This window comes from Actinoplanes sp. NPDC049802 (assembly GCF_040656595.1).
In the GTDB taxonomy this organism is placed as follows: domain Bacteria; phylum Actinomycetota; class Actinomycetes; order Mycobacteriales; family Micromonosporaceae; genus Actinoplanes.
On the sequence record NZ_JBFAMR010000034.1, the window covers coordinates 15640 to 32215 of the forward strand.

General features: G+C 70.4%; 15 protein-coding genes. 1 reads left to right on the top strand and 14 read right to left on the bottom strand.

Annotated features, from left to right (window positions below; translation table 11 throughout):
* The first annotated feature begins 58 nt into the window (after positions 1-58).
* Positions 59-691 (top strand): helix-turn-helix domain-containing protein, encoded by a 633-nt coding sequence (locus AB0I88_RS23380; RefSeq protein ID WP_361028161.1) that lies wholly within the window; start codon positions 59-61, stop codon positions 689-691.
* Positions 692-757: 66 nt separating this feature from the next.
* Here the strand turns inward: AB0I88_RS23380 and AB0I88_RS23385 are convergent, their stop codons facing one another.
* The 14 genes from AB0I88_RS23385 to AB0I88_RS23450 form a co-directional block, all read right to left on the bottom strand.
* Positions 758-1321, bottom strand: coding sequence for a helix-turn-helix domain-containing protein (locus AB0I88_RS23385; RefSeq protein WP_361028164.1), 564 nt, complete (start codon positions 1319-1321; stop codon positions 758-760).
* A 178-nt stretch (positions 1322-1499) separates the two neighbouring features.
* Positions 1500-1922: a VOC family protein gene (locus AB0I88_RS23390; RefSeq protein WP_361028168.1), complete on the bottom strand. Its 423-nt coding sequence runs from the start codon at positions 1920-1922 to the stop codon at positions 1500-1502.
* 38 nt (positions 1923-1960) lie between these two features.
* On the bottom strand, positions 1961-2305 hold the full coding sequence (locus AB0I88_RS23395; RefSeq protein ID WP_361028171.1) for a hypothetical protein: 345 nt from the start codon (positions 2303-2305) through the stop codon (positions 1961-1963).
* An 11-nt stretch (positions 2306-2316) separates the two neighbouring features.
* Positions 2317-3888: a polysaccharide deacetylase family protein gene (locus AB0I88_RS23400; protein ID WP_361028174.1), complete on the bottom strand. Its 1572-nt coding sequence runs from the start codon at positions 3886-3888 to the stop codon at positions 2317-2319.
* Complete coding sequence (gene wecB, locus AB0I88_RS23405) at positions 3888-5075, bottom strand: UDP-N-acetylglucosamine 2-epimerase (non-hydrolyzing) (protein ID WP_361028177.1); 1188 nt, start codon at positions 5073-5075, stop codon at positions 3888-3890. Before wecB ends, AB0I88_RS23400 begins: the two co-directional genes overlap by 1 nt.
* 23 nt (positions 5076-5098) lie before the next feature.
* Entirely contained in the window at positions 5099-6427 is a 1329-nt protein-coding gene (locus tag AB0I88_RS23410) for a glycosyltransferase family 2 protein (RefSeq protein ID WP_361028180.1), read from the bottom strand.
* 316 nt (positions 6428-6743) lie between these two features.
* Positions 6744-7526: a hypothetical protein gene (locus AB0I88_RS23415; protein WP_361028183.1), complete on the bottom strand. Its 783-nt coding sequence runs from the start codon at positions 7524-7526 to the stop codon at positions 6744-6746.
* A gap of 120 nt (positions 7527-7646) precedes the next feature.
* Complete coding sequence (locus tag AB0I88_RS23420; protein WP_361028186.1) at positions 7647-8273, bottom strand: ATP/GTP-binding protein; 627 nt, start codon at positions 8271-8273, stop codon at positions 7647-7649.
* Positions 8251-8712 (bottom strand): DUF742 domain-containing protein, encoded by a 462-nt coding sequence (locus AB0I88_RS23425; protein WP_361028189.1) that lies wholly within the window; start codon positions 8710-8712, stop codon positions 8251-8253. Before AB0I88_RS23425 ends, AB0I88_RS23420 begins: the two co-directional genes overlap by 23 nt.
* Positions 8709-9155 (bottom strand): roadblock/LC7 domain-containing protein, encoded by a 447-nt coding sequence (locus AB0I88_RS23430; RefSeq protein ID WP_188120236.1) that lies wholly within the window; start codon positions 9153-9155, stop codon positions 8709-8711. Before AB0I88_RS23430 ends, AB0I88_RS23425 begins: the two co-directional genes overlap by 4 nt.
* Positions 9152-12145 (bottom strand): ATP-binding protein, encoded by a 2994-nt coding sequence (locus AB0I88_RS23435; protein ID WP_361028193.1) that lies wholly within the window; start codon positions 12143-12145, stop codon positions 9152-9154. Before AB0I88_RS23435 ends, AB0I88_RS23430 begins: the two co-directional genes overlap by 4 nt.
* Entirely contained in the window at positions 12132-13211 is a 1080-nt protein-coding gene (locus tag AB0I88_RS23440) for a hypothetical protein (protein WP_361028196.1), read from the bottom strand. The genes AB0I88_RS23435 and AB0I88_RS23440 overlap by 14 nt, the downstream gene beginning before the upstream one ends.
* 516 nt (positions 13212-13727) lie before the next feature.
* Positions 13728-15398 (bottom strand): DUF885 domain-containing protein, encoded by a 1671-nt coding sequence (locus AB0I88_RS23445; protein ID WP_361028199.1) that lies wholly within the window; start codon positions 15396-15398, stop codon positions 13728-13730.
* Positions 15399-15419: 21 nt separating this feature from the next.
* The gene (locus tag AB0I88_RS23450; RefSeq protein ID WP_361028202.1) at positions 15420-16478 is read right to left on the bottom strand and encodes a PHP domain-containing protein; all 1059 of its coding nucleotides are present in this window, start codon (positions 16476-16478) and stop codon (positions 15420-15422) included.
* Between the last annotated feature and the right edge of the window lie 98 nt (positions 16479-16576).

Genomic DNA, 16576 nt, shown 5'->3' on the forward strand with positions numbered 1-16576 from the left:
GCGGAGGCGTCGTCATGAGCGAGCTTGCGAGCGAATCAACTAGCTCAGGTTTGAACTCATGACGATGCCGGAGCGCAGCGGAGGCGTCGTCATGAGCGAGGCGGGCCTTCGGGAGCGCAAGAAGGAGGCCACCCGGCAGGCCCTGCACGAGTCGGCGCTGCGGCTGGCGCTGGAGCACGGCCCGGAGCGGGTCACCGTCGAGGCGATCGCCGACGACGCGGGTGTCTCCCGGCGCACCTTCTCCAACTACTTCGCCAACAAGGAGGAGGCGCTCTTCCACGGCGACCGGCGCCGGATGCGGGAGCTGGGCCGCCTGGTCCGGGCCCGGCCGGCCGGCGAGCCGCCGTGGGCCGCGCTGACCGCGGCCGCCGCCGAGTTCTACAGCGAGACCAGCGGCCTCGATCCGGAGTGGATCGCCCGCAGCCGGCTGGTCCGCCGGCATCCGTCGCTGGCCGCCGCCCAGGTGCAGACCTTCGCCGCGATGGAGCGCGAGCTCGCCGCCGAGGTCGCCGTCCGATTCAAGGATCAAGACCCCTCAGGGGTACGCGCGACGCTGCTCGCCGCCACCTTCCTGGCCGCACTGCGGATCTCGTTGAACGTGTGGCTGGAGAACCCCGCGGAGTCGTCGTTCTGGGACCTGGTCCGGGCGGCGCTGGCCGACGCGGGCCGGGGCTTCGCGGCACAGCGTTGACGAAGAGCGCTGCTCCGAGGTGGGCACCCGACTCGACGGCGCTCCGCCCGTACACACAAAGGGTTTTTAGATCGACCGCGTGCCGAGGCCGCCGATGACGAGGATGAGTTGCCGTCGCCAGGCGTGCGGATCGGCCGCGTGCTGGGCGACGCCGGCGTTCGCCATCATCAGCAGGCTCAGGTCGTCGCGGGTGAAGTCGGATCGGAGCCGGCCGGCGCGCTGGGCCCGGGTCAGCACGTCGACGGCCCGCTGCTGGGCGACGGCGCGCAGCCCGGCGAGGCGTTCGTCGTCGTCGAACGCCGTGGTGACCAGCAGTTCGGCGAGACCCCGGTCGGTGGCCTGCAACTCGCAGACCCGGGTCAGGTAGCCGACGAACGCGGCCCACGGGTCCGGATGTTCGAGCGCCTGCTCGGCCAGATGAACCGCGGCGGTCATGTGGCTCGCGAAGACCTCGGCGATCAGATGGCGGCGGCTCGGGAAACGCCGGTAGAGGGTGGCGTTGCCGACGCCGGCCCGCCGGGCGATCTCGTCGAGCGACGCGTCTAGGCCCTGCTCGGCGAAGACCTCGCGCGCCGCGGCGAGCAGGGCTGCGCGGTTACGGCGGGCGTCCGCACGCAGCCGGGTGGCCATGGGCCACAGGATACGACGTGCGGCGGGAAACACGGAGATCCGATGTCACGGTGCCGGAATGTCACTCGGGGAGATCGACGTTCCGGCCGCTGACGGCGTTGCCGGGGCGCGTCCCGCGACTCCGGACGGCCCCGGACGGCGCCCCGCGGTGCTGATGTTCATGGATCTTTCGGGCCGGTCAGGTGATGCAGAACTCGTTGCCTTCCGGGTCGGCCATCGTCAGCCACGAGTGCGGGCCCTGCCGGCCGGCCCAGAGGAACGTCGCGCCGCGCTCGACCAGCCGGTCGCGCACGGCGTCACGGTTGTCGGCGCCGACGAAGACGTCGATGTGCGTCCGGTTCTTCACGGTCTTGGCGGCGGCGTCGTACTGGAAGAGCATCCGCCGGTCCGTCTCCGGATGCCGGATCGCGGAGCCGGTCCGCCACACCAGCCTGCCCCGGTGGTGGGTGGTGTCCTCGTCGGTGGCGAACCCCTTGGCGACCATGTCCTTGATGAACGCCTCGTCCTGGGGCTCCACGTTCCACTCGAGGGTCTCGGCCCACCAGTCGGCGAGTGTGTGCGGTTCGGTGCAGTCCACGACGGTTTGGAAGTCGTATGCCATGGACCGCACGCTACCGACGATTCAGGTCAGGAAACGGCCTAATCGGCGTACAGGCCCGGAAAGAACCGATCGACCGCGGTCACGTCGTACACGTGCCGCACCTCGTTGATCCGCTGCCCCTCGACACCGAGGAACTCGACCAGGCGAGCCGTGCCGAACGGCGCCACCAGGTCGTAGACCAGCGCCGATCCGTCCACCGCGTCGGTCCGGGCGACCACCGTGACGCTGTCCGCGAAGGCGGCGATCCGGTGCAGCACCTGCAGCAGTTCCTCGTCGTCCACCGGGGCGTCGAGATTCCACTCGGCCTCCACGTCCGGGGCGAGCAGCCTCCTCGCCCCGGGCAGGTCGTCGCTGGTCCAGGACCGGGCCCAGAAGTCCACCACGTCCAAGGTTCTCAGCCGTTCAGCATGGTGCCGGCGCTCACGAACGTGTAGCCGGTCCTGATGATGCCCGGAACCAGCTCCCTCAAGTGCTCGGTGCCGAGATACGGGTGGTAGAAGAAGCTGGCCACACCGTCACGGACCACCAGGTTGCGCTCCGCGCTGGCGATCAGGTCGGCCGGCAGCCGAACCGGGTGCGTGTTGTACGCCTCCGGCTCCACGTTGCCGATGTTCTCCGGCACCACGACCGAGCCGTAGACGTCCCGGACCGTGTACGGGAAGAACTGCCCGAACTGGCGCGTGTAGTCGTAGCCGCCGCCGGTCAGCACACCCGGGAAGTACAGGCCGCGGTCGTACCGCTTGCCGAAGAGCCGGTGCACCGCCTGATAGTCGGCCGGGCTGGCGGCGTAGTGCGGGAACTCGAAGATCGACGGGGCGCCCAGGCCGGCCGACACGAACAGCGCCCCGGACGTGACCATCCGGGCGGTGGCCCAGGCGACCGAGTCCTCCCGTACCGGGCCGTCGTAGATCACCCGGTCCGCCGCGTCGACGTGCGCCGTGTAGAACTCGAAGTCGTTCCCGCTGGCCCCGTCGTACGGGTTGGCGACCGTGCCGTACTGGTGGGTGTAGCCGTGCATGAGCAGCGTCCCGCCCCGGCTCTGCATGTACCGCAGCGCGGCCACCACCTGCGGCCGTTTCAGCAGGGTGTAGTCCTCGCCGTCGGCCGGGTTGCGGTAGCGGGGGTAGACCGCCACGGTGAACGGCACCTTCACCGACGACAGGTAGTCGGCGATCGCCCGCAACTGCTCGGGGTCGGCGTCCGGGCCGACGTCCTCGATGCGGATCAGCGCCCGGTGCCGCTCGGCGGTGGCCGGGGCGAGGGCGTCGAACAGCAGGTCCGCGAAGATCAGGTAGCGGTCGTCGTGCGTCACGTACGAGAACGGGATCTCACCGACGTAGGTGAGGTTGCCCGAGCGGACCGCCCACGGCAGGTCGCCGGCCGACGCCAGCGTGGTCACCTTGCCGGCGTCGCCGATCGTGAGGTTCATCAGGCCGGACCTGTTGTCGGCGGCGCGGGTCAGGACCCGGCCCTTGTAGGTGACCTCGGCGACGTCCCGGAAGTCGTAGAGCCCACTGGTGAAACCGTGCTTCGCGGCGAAACCGTCCAGTGCGGACAGCTGCCAGACGTTGTCGCGGACCCAGATCACCGGCTTGGTGGTGGCCAGCACGTCGGCCAGGAACGCGGCCGGCAGCGGCTCGTCGTAGGTCGAACCCAGGTAGATCACCGCGGTGTGGTTCCTCAGATCGCCGGCCCGGTAGGCCGCCACCGGCGCGGCCGTCCACGAGCCGAAGTGTGAGGCCAGATTCGCCGTCTGGGTGGCGTAGACCTCGCCGAGCCAGCCGTAGTCGCCGGTGGTGTCGTACAGGATCAGGGTCTTGGCGGTGCCGCCGCCGGGCGCGGCCTTGCCGGTCCGGACGGCCGCGGTCGCGGCGCCCGCCTCGATCACGTTGTAGCCGACGGTGGCGACCGCGGCGGCCGCGCCGGCGGCCAGGATACTGCGGCGGGAGATGGCGGTGTTACGCATCAGGCGACGGCTCCGGTGGTGAGGGCGGTGTGCTGGGCGACGGGCATGGCCTCGGGCGCGGGTGCGAGACCCAGGAGGGCGGCGGTGGCCTGCGCGGTGCGCCGGGCGGCCAGGCCGTCGCCGTACGGGTTCCCGCCGGCCGTCATGGAGTCGCGCCGGACCCGGCTGTCCAGCAGCGCGGACGCCTCCGACACGATCAGCGCGGTGTCCGAGCCGACCAGCTTGGCGCAGCCGGCGTGCAGCGACTCGACCCGTTCGGTGACCTCCCGCAGCACCAGCGCCGGCACCCCGAACGACGGGGCCTCCTCCTGGATGCCGCCCGAGTCGGTGAGCACCAGGTACGCCTCGGACAGCAGCCGGGACAGATCCGGGTAGGGCAGCGGGCCGGTGACCGTCACCCGCTCCACCCCGGCCAGCGCGGCGTCGACCTGGGACCGGACCGCCGGGTTCGGGTGGCTCGGCAGGATCACGTCGATGTCGTCGTACCGGGCCACCAGTTCGCGGACGGCGGCGAGGATCCGGTCCAGCGGCTCGCCCCACGACTCACGGCGGTGCGCGGTCACCAGGATCAGGCGGTTCGTGCCGGCCGCGCGGGCCGCCGCGACGGCCGGGTTCTCGAACGGCAGCCGCCGGCCGGCGACCGCGAGGGTCGCGTCCACCACGGTGTTGCCGGTGATCAGCACGTCGCCGGCCGGGATCCGCTCGTCCAGCAGGTTCATCGCGGCCAGCGGGGTGGGCGCCAGGTGCAGGGCGGTGACCTGGGCGACCAGGCGGCGGTTGCCCTCCTCCGGGAACGGCGAACCCAGGTCGCCGGAGCGCAGGCCGGCCTCCAGGTGGACGACCGGGATGCGGCGCCAGAACGCGGCCAGCGCGCCGGCCAGGCTGGTGGTGGTGTCGCCCTGCACGATCACGGCGGCCGGGGTGCGTACCGACCACAGCTCGTCCAGCTCGCGGATCATCGCGGTGAGCAGCTCGGCCTGGCCGCCGGTGGACCGCTCCACCGACAGCGTGATGTCCGGCTCGAGACCGAACGCGGCGAGCGCCTGCGTGACCATCGTGGGATGCTGACCGCTGGCCAGCAGAACCGGCGTGAGCAGCCCGGCCTCGCGCATGGCGAGAGCGACCGGGGCGAGTTTGACGGCCTCGGGGCGGGTGCCGCCGACCAGGTGGACTTCACGACGGGACATGGGGAGCCTTCTCTCGAGGGATCTCAGGCGGGGAGAGCGACGGGTTCTTCGGCGAGGCGTTCGGTCTTGGCCCAGGCCTGGCGGCCGCTGGCCTGCCGGCCGAGGGCGCGGTAGGTGGCGGCCAGACCCAGGATCAGAAACGCGGGGTACGCGACGGCGGCGGCCAGCATCCGGTGCGTACGTTCGTCGCCGAGCTTCCGCTTGTGCACCAGCACCCAGAGCAGCCCCGGGAACGTGGTGACCGCGAGCCAGACGCCGCCGCTCTCGGCCAGGGCGGCCCAGGTCGGCAGGAAGGCGATCGGGTGACCGATCAGCAGGCCGCCCAGCCCCGCGATGCCGGTGCCGATGAGCACCACGGTGACCATCGCGTTGGCCCACGGGGACAGCAGGTAGTGCAGCATCTCGGCGAGGGCGACCCGGGCGATCCGCGGCGACGAGAAGAGCCGGCCGAGGTAGCGGGCGCACTGCATGTTGCCCTGTGCCCAGCGGGTCCGTTGCCGGGTCAGCCGCCGTACGTCGACGACCGCCTGCTGGGTGACCGAGGCGCGCGAGGTGTACCGGACGGCGACGCCGCCGAGGTGCATCCGCAGGCCGAGTTCGAGGTCCTCGACGAGGCAGCTGGACCAGGGCGCGGATCCCAGCGCCTGCAAGGCGGAGAGCCGGCTGAACTGGCCGTTGCCGCCCAGCCCGACGGTGTCCAGGGCGTCGCGCAGGTTCTGGCAGGCGTCCACGATCGCGCCGAACTCGAGGTCCTGGACGGCGCCGAGGATGCGGTTGCGGTTGCGGATCCGGACCTGCACCTGGACCGCGCCGACCCGGGTGTCGCGCATCAGCCGGGACACCTCGACCAGGATGTTCTCGCTGCCCTGGCCGTCGCCGTCGATGATGCCGACGACCACCCGTTCGGGTGCCACGCCTGCTTCGGCGGTGAGCATCGAGATGTGCCGGTAGGCGGCGTTCAGCGCCTCGCCCTTGCCCTGCCGTGCCTCGGGCAGCTCACGGCGCATGACGTGCAGGCGGGGGTGGTCGATGCCGGCGAGGACCTCGGGGGTGCGGTCGTCCGAGCCGTCGTCGACGACCAGGACCCGGGACAGCGTGCCGGCCGGGCCGCGCAGTTCGAGGGCGGCGCCGACGGTGTTGGCCACCACCGCCTCCTCGTTCAGCGCCGGGACGATGATCCAGAAGTGGTCGGGCCGGCCCTCGCCGCCGGAGCGGGCCCGGTTGACCACCTTGGCGCGGTGGGTGCCGATGTAACGCAGGCCGAACCACATCAGGATGACGGTGGACAGCGGCCACGCCAGCAGGAAGGCGTAGCCCACGATCACGATCAGCCAGCTCTCTGACGCGGTCATCGAAGCCTCCCCAGCGCGGTAACTGTCCGTGTCCCAACCTGAGCGAGGTGGGCCGCGCTCTTGGACGTAACAGGACATTAAGGCGCTACCCAGCGTGACTCAAGGGCGCTGAGCGGAACGGAGGAGGAGACCGACCAAACGGTCTAACCCAGACATCTCAGACCGCGCGGGCCTGGCGAAACCGGGCGCGTATCAAACAATTGCGTGTTGAGTTCGGGCGCGAATCGCGCCCGAACTCAACACGCAGAAAGCGAGCATTCGACTACTTAGAGTGACCTGGCCGGTCGCGGCACAAAAGTTACCGTCAGTAACGGTGTTACTGCGGGCCGTCGAGCAGTGTGGGATTGTCCCGCAACATGGCGGCCAGGCGGCGGGCCGCCAGCTCGGTCTCCTCGGGCCGCTCCACCTGCAGCGGGATCGGCTCCGGCAGCGGCTCCGGGAAACCCGGCTGCGGCTCGGCCGGCTCGGCGTGCTGGGCGGCGAAGGCCGCCGGGCGCAGCGGCGGCTCCGCATAGGCCTGCGAGGGCTGCGCGGCAGCGAACGAACGAGGCGGCGCCTGCGGCGGCACCTGCGGGGGCGGCATCGGCGCGAACGGATGCGGCGTGGTGTTGCCCTGGTCGGCGTAGCCAGCCGGATCGTGGCCGAACGCCTGCTCGTGCCGGCTCGCGACGAAAGGCTGCTCGGCCGTGCTCGGCTCGTCGTAGGCGGGCTCTGTGTACTCGAAGTCGGTGGGGCCGAAGCGGTCCTGATCGTCGCGGCTGGCCCGCGGAACGGGCGGCGGCTCCGCGGCCGGCTCCTCGACCTCGATCTCGAAATCGGCGTGCCGGGGAGCGGGCTCGGTGGCCCGGGCGGCGACCCGATTGTCGGCGCTGACCTGGACCGTCCCGTCGATGAACGAGAAATGCAGCAGCACCGGGTCGCCCGCGCCCTCCACGCCGACCGTGACGCCGAGCTGCGGATTGCGGGCCACCACGGCCGCGATCGCCTCGACCAGCTCCGTCACCGCGGGCGGAGTGCCGTTGTGCTCCCCGGCGGCACGGCGCCTCAGCTCATCGCGCCGGGCGAGCTTGTCGAGCGCGTCGTCCAGTCCGCCTCGCACGTCACCGTCCTCTTTCTAACGCGGCCGCCCGGTTTCCACTCTGCTCCTCCACGGGCCGGTTTGGGAACCGTCCCGCCCGGGGTTCGCGGCGGAATCCGTGACCGGGCGCCCGGTCACACCCTACGACTTCATCCGGATCGCCTTGTCGAGTGCCTGGTCCAGCACCACGAGAAGGGCGTCCCGCACGGATGCTCGGAACCGTGCGTCGAAGGATATGACCGGAACGTCCTCGCGGACCGCGAGGGCCCACCGGACCTCGTCGATGCTGTAGGACATCTGCCCGTTGAAGGTGTTGATACCGACCACGAACGGGAGACCCTGGCGCTCGAAGTAGTCGACTGCCGGATAACAGTCGTCGATCCGGTTGGTGTCCACCACAACCAGCGCACCCAGGGCGCCGCGGACCAGATCGTCCCACATGAAGGCGAAACGGGTCTGTCCGGGCGTACCGAAGATGTAGAGCTTGAGCGTCTGGTCGATGGTGAGGACGCCGAAGTCCATCGCGACCGTGGTGCCGGTCTTCATGGTCGCCTGACCGGGGTTGTCGATGCCGACGGACTCCGAGGTCATCTCGGCCTCGGTGGTCAGTGGCGAGATCTCGGAGATGGCGCCCACGGTGGTCGTCTTGCCGACCCCGAAGCCGCCGGCCACGATGATCTTTACCGGTACCGGGGCCTTCTTGGGCTCCGGTACGCCGGGTATGCGCGCGGTGGCGACGACGCGGTTAGCTGATGGATCGAAGTCCACGGATCACTCGCATGATGGTCTCGGGGTCAGGTGTGTCGTTGTCCAGCACGTGGACGTCGAGCTGGCCGGAGGCGCGTAGGTCGCCGACCAGGATTCGGGTCACGCCCAGGTGCAGGCGAAGGCGTGCGGAGATCTCGGCTACCGAAATCGGGCTCTCCTCGCAGAGAGCCACAATCGCCCTGGTTTCCGGAGAGAGCCGGGACGGCGGTGCACCGGGCACCAGCGTCACCTGAGTCTCCATACCGATGTCGGGATCGCTTCCATCGGTTCGCCCGGCCGTGATGACGAACGGGCGCAGCGTATTGGTCGATGCCTCGACCGGCGGGTGTTCCCCGGTGGGGGTGTAGCCGCCGGTCGAGTGCTGAGGACCGGATTGCAGGAACGGCCGGACTCCGGGTCGCGCCGGAGGCACCGGTTCGTCGGGGTCCGGGTAGGTCACTGCTGAACCGCGTTTTTCAGCTCGGCGATCAGGCGCGGGCTCAGAGCACCGCCGGCACGGGTCGCGAAGAGAGTCATCTCGTACGCCAGGGTGCCCAGGTTCGCGGAACGGTCGGCGATGACACCCAGCACCGAGCCGGCGCTGATCGCGGTCACCAGCAGGTAGCCGTCGGCCATGTCGATGATGACCCGGTTCAGGGCGCCCAGCCGGTACCAGCTCGCCGCACCACCGGCGAGGCTGGTCAAGCCGGAGACCACGGCCGCGAGACGCTCGGCGTTGGGCCGGTCCTTGATCGCGGACATGGCCATCAGGAGGCCGTCCGAGGAGACCGCGATGGCCTCGATCACGCCCGCTGTACCGGAGGTGAACGAGTCCAGCAGCCAGTTGAAGGTTTTGGCCTCGGCGCTGAGCTGACTTTGCGCGGTGGAGTAGGGGGAAGTCATCGCGGTTGTCCCTCGTGTTGTGGCTGACTCTCATTCAGTGCGAGTGCGACCCCGTACTCGAACTGATCCATCAGGGCTCGGGCGGCCTCGGGGTCGAGCGTGGCCGGGGCCGGCGGGGTGATCGGTTGATGCATCTCGTCGCGAGGCAGGGTGGCGCCCGGCACGCGACGGGTCAGCGGTGCGCCACCGTTGGACGACGGCGGCGCCGGCGGAGCCACCGGCGCGGGCGGCGGTTCCCATGCGGGAGCGGGCTCCTCCCAGGCCGGAGCGGGAGTGTCCCACGCCGGAGCCGGGGTTTCCCATGCCGGAGCACTGAGGTGGGGAGCCTGCATCGAGACGCTGGTGTCGCTGATGTCGCCGTGGGCCCGGCTGACACCCGCCTCGAAAGCGTCGAACATGGCCCGGGCCGCCAGCGCGTCGTCCTGCGTGGTGGGCACGGCCATCCGCTGAACCGTGGTGTCCGCGGCCGGGAGCTGGCTGCCGGGAACCCGGCGGCGCAGCGGGGCGGCGGATTCCTCCCGGTGCGTAGCCGGAGCGGCGACCGGCTCCGGCGTGTACGGCTCCGGCGTGTACGGCTCCGGCGTGTACGGCTCCGGGCTGACCGGCGCCGGGATGGCGGCCGGGGCCCAGGCGGTCTCCGAAGGCATCGGGGTGTTCCAGGACGACTTCCCGGCGGGCAGTTCCGGCAGCGCGTTCGGGACGCGGCCGGCCACCGGGGTGCCCAGGTCGTAGGCGGGCGCCGGCTCCTGGTAGGCCGGGCGCGGCGAGTACACCGGCTCGGCGTCGTAGACCGGCTGTCCCGCGTACAGGTCCTGTGCCGGGGCCGGGTCGAGGGCCGGCGCGGTCTGCGCACCGAACGCGTTCCACGACTGGCCCGCCTCGACGATCTCGGTGGCCCGTCCGAGCACCACCGGGTCGAACGGCTGCTGGCTGCCCGGCACCGAACGGACCGCGCCGCTGGCGATCGCGACCTCGGTGGTGTTGCCCCGCAGGGCGCCCGAATAGGCGGGCGCCGGGGCGACCGGCTCCGGGGCCTGGATCCGCGGTTGAACCGGGGCGGACGGGAAGGCGGCGGCCGGAACCGGCGACGGGTAGCTCGGCGCCGGGATCGCGCTGAGGTTCTCCACCCGGGTGACCAGGTGCGAGGGGTTCAGGTCGATCCAGGCGGTCAGACCGCCGTCGGGCGTGTCGGTGAGGGTCACCTCGACGCCGTGCCGGCGGGCGAGCCGGCCGACCACGAAGAGACCCAGAACCTCGGTGGGCGCCAGGTCGAGACGCTCACGGCGGGTCAGTCGCGCGTTCTCCTCGGCCAGACGCTCGGGTGCGAGGCCCAGGCCGTGGTCGATGATCGCGAGGCGGGCGCCGCCACGCAGCTCGTCGGCGGTGACCGTGACGGTGGTGTGCGGCGGGGAGAACGAGGTGGCGTTCTCCAGCAGCTCGGCCAGGAGCAGCGTCAGGTCGGCCAGGATGGCCGGGACCACGACGATGTCCTCGGGGATGTCCACCTCGACACGGGTGTAGTCCTCGATCTCACCGAGGGCGAGTCGCACCACGTCGGAGAGGGCCAGCGGTGCCATGTGCTCGTTCGCGCCGGCGCCACCGGAGAGCACGACCAGCGCGGACGCGTTCCGGCGCAGACGACTGGACATGTGGTCCAGCCGGTACAGCTCGCGGAGGCGGTCGCTGTCGGTCTCCTTGCGCTCCAGAGAGTCGATCAGGCTCAGCTGACGGCCGACCAGGTTCTGCGTACGACGGCCGACGTGGCCGAACATCTGGGCGACGTTACGGCGGCCGAGAACCTGGCGCTCCACCAGCCGGGCGGCGGTGGTCTGCACGCGGTCGAACGCGCGGGCCAGGTCACCGATCTCGTCCTGGGCCTCGACGTCGACCGGGTCGAGTCGAATCGGCCGGACCTGGGCCTCGGCCTCGTCGTCGGCCACGCGCTCCAGCTCCGACTCGGCGGCGCGGGCGATCCGGTCGGCCGAGACGGTCAGGCGGCGCAGCGGCCGGGCGACCGCGCGGGCCATGAAGATGGAGAGCGTGATGACCAGGATGAGCAGCAGGAACGTGCCACCACCGAGGAGGATCGCCTGCCGGATGGCGCTCTCCCGGTTCGTGTTCACCGTGATGTCCACGTCCTGGGCCACACGCTGCTCGACGAAGCTACCGAGGATCGTCACCGACTGCAGCGACGGGTAGAGCGTCTTGATCCGCAGGCCCTTGAGGGCCTGGGTCGGGTTCTGCTCCAGGGCGGTGTTGAACTTGGGGCCGACCCGGGAGGCGAACGCCTGCTGAGTGTTCAGGTAGAGCTTGTACTGCGCGTCGGTGAAGTAGACCTTCGACGAGGTGATGATCGCCGAGATCTGGCTGAACACCGCGTTGAACTTGCTCAGCAGCAGGCTGGCGTCCTGCGGGTTCTTGGCCGCCACCGCGGCCGCGGCCAGGTAGCAGGAGGCCTGGCTGATCAGGTCGTCGGAACGCATGGCGCGTTCCAGGGCGTACACCTGCTGGCCGGTTTCGGTGGTGAGGTCGGCGCTGGTGGTCAGGCCGAGACCGTCGATCAGCGGGGTGATCGCGCCGGTGAAGTCGTCGACGACGTCCGTGGCACCGATCGTCCGGTTCAGCACGTTCTGCCGGGTGCTGTTGAGGCGGGCCGCGCCGGTGACGGCACGGCGCAGCTCGATCGGGGCGTCCTCGTCCTCGGCCAGCTCGGCCACCATGTCGGCGGCCTCGGCGCTCTGCAGGACCAACGCGGTCTGGTCGACCAGGCCGAGCAGGAAGCCGACCGAGAGCAGCCGTTCCTCCTGGAGCTCGATCAGGGCCGCACTCACCGAGGTGGCCCGCACAACGGTGTCCGAGGTGTTCTCCGCGATCCGGGCCGCGTCGACGCGTTCGTAGATGACCGGGATGCTGAGGCCGAGGACCCCGAGCAGCGGTACGAGCACCAGCAGGGCGAGTTTGCCCAGGATGCGGAACTTACCGAAGAGCACTGGAACGCTCCCGCCCAGTAGCGCTGCCGCCGTAGTTGGGAGCCGAGTCGTACGGACCGGCGCTGTGCGCGCCCGCCGGCGGCGAGCCGGGGCCGGTGCTGTCGTCGCGCACCGAGACGTCCCGGCCGGCGTCGGCCGAGTCGCTGACCTTGACGGCGCGGCTCCGGGTCCAGAAGGCCGCGACCAGCAGCAGCACGACGGAGACGCCCAGCAGGGCCCAGGCCTCGATCTGGCGGACCCGGAGTTCGTCGCTGCGCTCGTCGAGCAGCGTCGACATCTCCTTGAGGGTCACCGTGGTCAGCGCGTTCAGCGCGGTGGAGAGTGTGCTCTGCGCGGTCACCAGCGTCGAGACGTCCGGGTTGCCACCGAAGTTGGCGCCACGGTTGGCGGCCTCGATGCCGCGGCGGAACGAGTCGAGGTTGCTCACCAGGTTACCGGCGAGGGTCGAGCTCTCGGTGTCCTCGGCGGCGGCCTGGAGGTTGTCGGTCAGCTCCGCGACGCTGTCCTCGACGTTCGAGACGGCGACACCGAGCTGCACCTGGAGCGCGGCCCGCTGGCGCTGGTTGGCGCCGGCCAGCATGTTGGCCGAGTCGCTCATCCGGCTGACGTTGGTGACCGCCTCCGGCATGTTCACCGTGATGGTCTCCTGCAGGAACCAGATGTCGCTCTGCGGGTCCATGTTGAGCTTCGTGCTCTCCCGGATCTCGCCGTACAGCTCGAGGGCCAGCTCGCCGACCTCGACGTGGGAGTCGTAGATCGTCTGCGAGGACCCGGAGATGCCGGGCAGGCGGCCGATCTTCTCCTTGAGGCCGGACCAGCGGCTGGTGGTGTCCAGGTCTTCACCGAGGCGCTCGTCCAGCCCCTGCACGCGCGCGACCGCGGCGGTCAGCGAGGCGGGCTCGGCGGAGACGCCCTGGAGAGCCTGTGACTGCGACTCGGCGAGCGCGCTGACCAGCGGGGCCAGCGCCGCGAGGTACTCGACGCCCTTCTGTTTGAGCTCTGTCTCGTCCCGCAGAGTGGTGTTCTCGTTCAGGACGCGCAGGAACAGGGCTGCGGTCGGCAGCACGACGAGAACCGTCAGCACCACCGCGAGGGCGGAGCGTAAACGCGTTCGCCGGCCGTTCACCGAGACTGACATTGCTTTAGTCCTCCGCCATGCACACGCGATGGGCCAATGGGGGGGCTACGGAGAGTAGCCATGCGGGCGCACCGATCCGGGTCAATCTATCCGAGAAATCCTCAGAAAACCCCTTTCCAAGGGTCAGAGTTCGCTCGGCTGATCGGGGGATACGCGACACTGCCGACTTCGCTGTACGAACGCCAAGGCTGTGGCCAGATCGAGAAAGGCCCAGTCCACATGGCTTCCGGAACTAAGTGAGGAGCGCCGCGGGAGATCGTATCCGTCCCCTAGGCGGGACGTGAATATGAGTTCTACTTCGGATTTGTTACATCTAAGCGGAGATGCATTCACGGAACGTATCTGAACGATCGCTCAGCGGGAAAAACGCACTTAGAGTAGTGAATCAAATACTGAAGGGCGGGTCTCTCCGTCCCGGTTTCGGTACGGAGAGACCCGAATGACTCAAATCCTGGCCAGTGCCTTTCGGAGCGGATCGAGCCCCAGCGACCCCAGATCGAGAGCGTCCCGGTGGAACGCCTTGAGGTCGAAATCACTTCCCTTACGAACCTTTGCCTCGTCGCGAGCCTGCAACCAGATCCGCTCGCCCACCTTGTACGCGGGCGCCTGCCCCGGCCACCCCAGATAGCGTTTCCACTCGAACCGCAGGACCTCGTCCGGCAGCCGGGTGTGCGCGCGCAGAAACTCCCAGCCCAACTCCCGCGTCCATCGCTCACCCGGGTGGAAACCGAACGAATTGTCCCGCGGGATCGCAAGCTCGAGGTGCATGCCGATGTCGACGATCACCCGGGCGGCCCGCAGCGCCTGACCGTCGAGCATGCCGAGTCTGTCGCCCGGATCGGTCAGGTGACCCAGTTCGTCCATCAGGCGCTCGGCGTACAGGGCCCAGCCCTCGCCGTGCCCGGAACACCAGCACAGCAGCCGCTGATACCGGTTCAGCCGGTCGGCCCGCAGCAGGGTCTGGCTGACCTGGAGGTGATGACCGGGCACACCCTCGTGGTAGACGGTGGTCACCTCCCGCCAGGTGGAGAAGACCTCCTGGCCCTCCGGCACCGCCCACCACATCCGGCCGGGACGGGAGAAGTCCTCGCTCGGGCCGGTGTAGTAGATGCCGCCGTCGCTGGTCGGGGTGAGGCAGCACTCCAGCTTCTGAGCCGGGCCCTCGATGTCGAAGTGCACGCCGTTCAGATCGGTGATCGCCCGGTCGGAGAGAGCCTGCATCCAGTCCCGGAACGCCTCCTTGCCGCGGATGCTGCGGGCCGGGTCGGCGTCCAGGACGGCCACCGCCTCGTCCACCGACGCCCCGGCGCCGGCGATCACCGCCGACACGGCGCGCATCTCCCGCTCCAGGCGGTCCAGCTCGGCGAAGCCCCAGAGGTACGTCTCCAGCAGATCCACCTTGGCGCCGAGGAAGTACTGGGAGGCCAGCGCGTACCGCTCGGGTCCGGCCGCCTCCTTCTCCCGCCCGCGCGGGGCCAGCTCGCCGCGCAGGAAATCGCCGAAGCCGGCGGTCGCCGCGGTGGCCGCCGCCGCGCCCCGTTCCAGCTCCCTGGCCAGACCGCCGGACGCGCCGAGCCGCCGGGCCAGGCCGTGGAAGAAGTCGTCACGCGCCGGATCGGTCCACGCCTCGCACTGCTCGGCCACGGCCAGCAACTGCGCCCGGGCGCTGACCCGGCCGGCGTCGGCGCCCTCGAGCAGGGTCCGCCGGTACTGCGCCAGGGCGTGCGGAAAGGCGTTCAGCCGGGCGGTGATGTCGGCGACCGCCTGCTCACCCTCGGTGGGCATGACGTCGAGGACCATCCGCAGCTCGTGCAGGGCGCTGGTGATGACACTGATGTCGGTGCTCACATAGCCGGCGTCGTACTGCGCCAGCTGGAGCCCCAGGCGCTCCATCATGGCGTCCTTGGCGACCTGTTCGGATTCGTGCTCCGGCTCGGTCACGTCCAGATCGTTGATGGTCCGGCGGAGCAGTTCGGCCTGCGCCTCGAACCCCTCCGGCGAGAGGTCGTCGGTCTTGTCCCCGTAGCCCGCTATGCCGGCCGCGGTGGCACCGGTCGGATTGAGCGCGGCCCATTCGTCGACGTATCGGTTCGCGAGTTCGTCAATTCGTCCCACGCCGCCGACCCTACGCCGATCTCAACCGTGTGATCCGGTCCACTCCAGCAGCCGTTCGGCCGTCCAGGTGTTCACCACCCGGCCGGCCGGCACCCCGCACAGCGCGGCCCGCTCGCAGCCGAAATCCAGCCAGTCCAGCTGGCCGGGGGCGTGCGCGTCGGTGTCGATGCTGAACACGCAGCCCGCCTCCACCGCGACGGTGAGCATCCGCTTCGGTGGGTCGAGCCGGTCCGGCCGAGAGTTGATCTCGATGGCTTTGCCGTGGTCGAGGCAGGCGGCCAGCACCTTCTCCAGATCGAACTCGCTGGGCGGCCTGGTCCGGGCCCGGCGGTGCGCGGCGTCGCCCTCGCCGGCCGCCGCCACCTTGCGCCCGGTCATGTGGCCGAGGATGTCGAGATGCGGGTTGCCGATCGCGGCCACCATCCGCCGCGTCATCCGGGCCGCATCGTCGCGCAGCCTGCTGTGCACCGATCCGACCACCACGTCGAGCCGGGCCAACAGCTCCTCCTCCTGGTCCAGGCTCCCGTCGTCGAGGATGTCCACCTCGATGCCGGTGAGGATGCGGAACCCCTCGGGCAGCGCCTCGTTCACCATCGCCACGTGATCGAGTTGACGCCGCAGCCGGTCGGCGGTCAGCCCGCGGGCCACGGTGAGCCGCGGCGAGTGGTCGGTCAGCACGAAGTACTCGTGGCCGAGATCGGCGGCGGCCAGCGCCACCTCCTCGATCGGTGAGCCGCCGTCCGACCAGTCCGAGTGCACATGGCAGTCGCCGCGCAGCGCGGACCGCAGCGCGGCGGCCGCGGCCGGCAGATCGGCGCCCTCGGTGGCGGCCAGCCGGCGCAGGTAGACCGGCTCCTCCCCGGCCAGCGACTCGGCCACGCAGCGCGCGGTCACGTCGCCGATGCCGGGCAGCTTCGCCAGCGTGCCCGCCTCGACCCGGGCGGCCAGCTCGTCGGGCGAGGTCGCGGCCACCGTCGCGGCCGCCGACCGGAAGGCGCGCACCCGGTACGTCGCCTCGTTGGCCCGCTCCAACAGGAACGCGATGCGCCGCAGATCGGCGACCGGATCACGAGTAGCCATAACCGCAGCCTATGGCCTCGAACGGATCTTGCCGGTCCGATATCGAAGTCGGTATCTTCCGACGGCCGCCCGGACGGGCGGCCCGGGGGAAGGGAACA

What these genes read in the sequence shown, in the direction of transcription:
- AB0I88_RS23380 (WP_361028161.1), top strand. Translation starts at nt 59, where the DNA reads ATGACGATGCCGGAGCGCAGCGGAGGCGTCGTCATGAGCGAGGCGGGC.
- AB0I88_RS23385 (WP_361028164.1), bottom strand. Translation starts at nt 1,321, where the DNA reads ATGGCCACCCGGCTGCGTGCGGACGCCCGCCGTAACCGCGCAGCCCTG.
- AB0I88_RS23390 (WP_361028168.1), bottom strand. Translation starts at nt 1,922, where the DNA reads ATGGCATACGACTTCCAAACCGTCGTGGACTGCACCGAACCGCACACA.
- AB0I88_RS23400 (WP_361028174.1), bottom strand. Translation starts at nt 3,888, where the DNA reads ATGCGTAACACCGCCATCTCCCGCCGCAGTATCCTGGCCGCCGGCGCG.
- wecB (WP_361028177.1), bottom strand. Translation starts at nt 5,075, where the DNA reads ATGTCCCGTCGTGAAGTCCACCTGGTCGGCGGCACCCGCCCCGAGGCC.
- AB0I88_RS23410 (WP_361028180.1), bottom strand. Translation starts at nt 6,427, where the DNA reads ATGACCGCGTCAGAGAGCTGGCTGATCGTGATCGTGGGCTACGCCTTC.
- AB0I88_RS23430 (WP_188120236.1), bottom strand. Translation starts at nt 9,155, where the DNA reads ATGACTTCCCCCTACTCCACCGCGCAAAGTCAGCTCAGCGCCGAGGCC.
- AB0I88_RS23450 (WP_361028202.1), bottom strand. Translation starts at nt 16,478, where the DNA reads ATGGCTACTCGTGATCCGGTCGCCGATCTGCGGCGCATCGCGTTCCTG.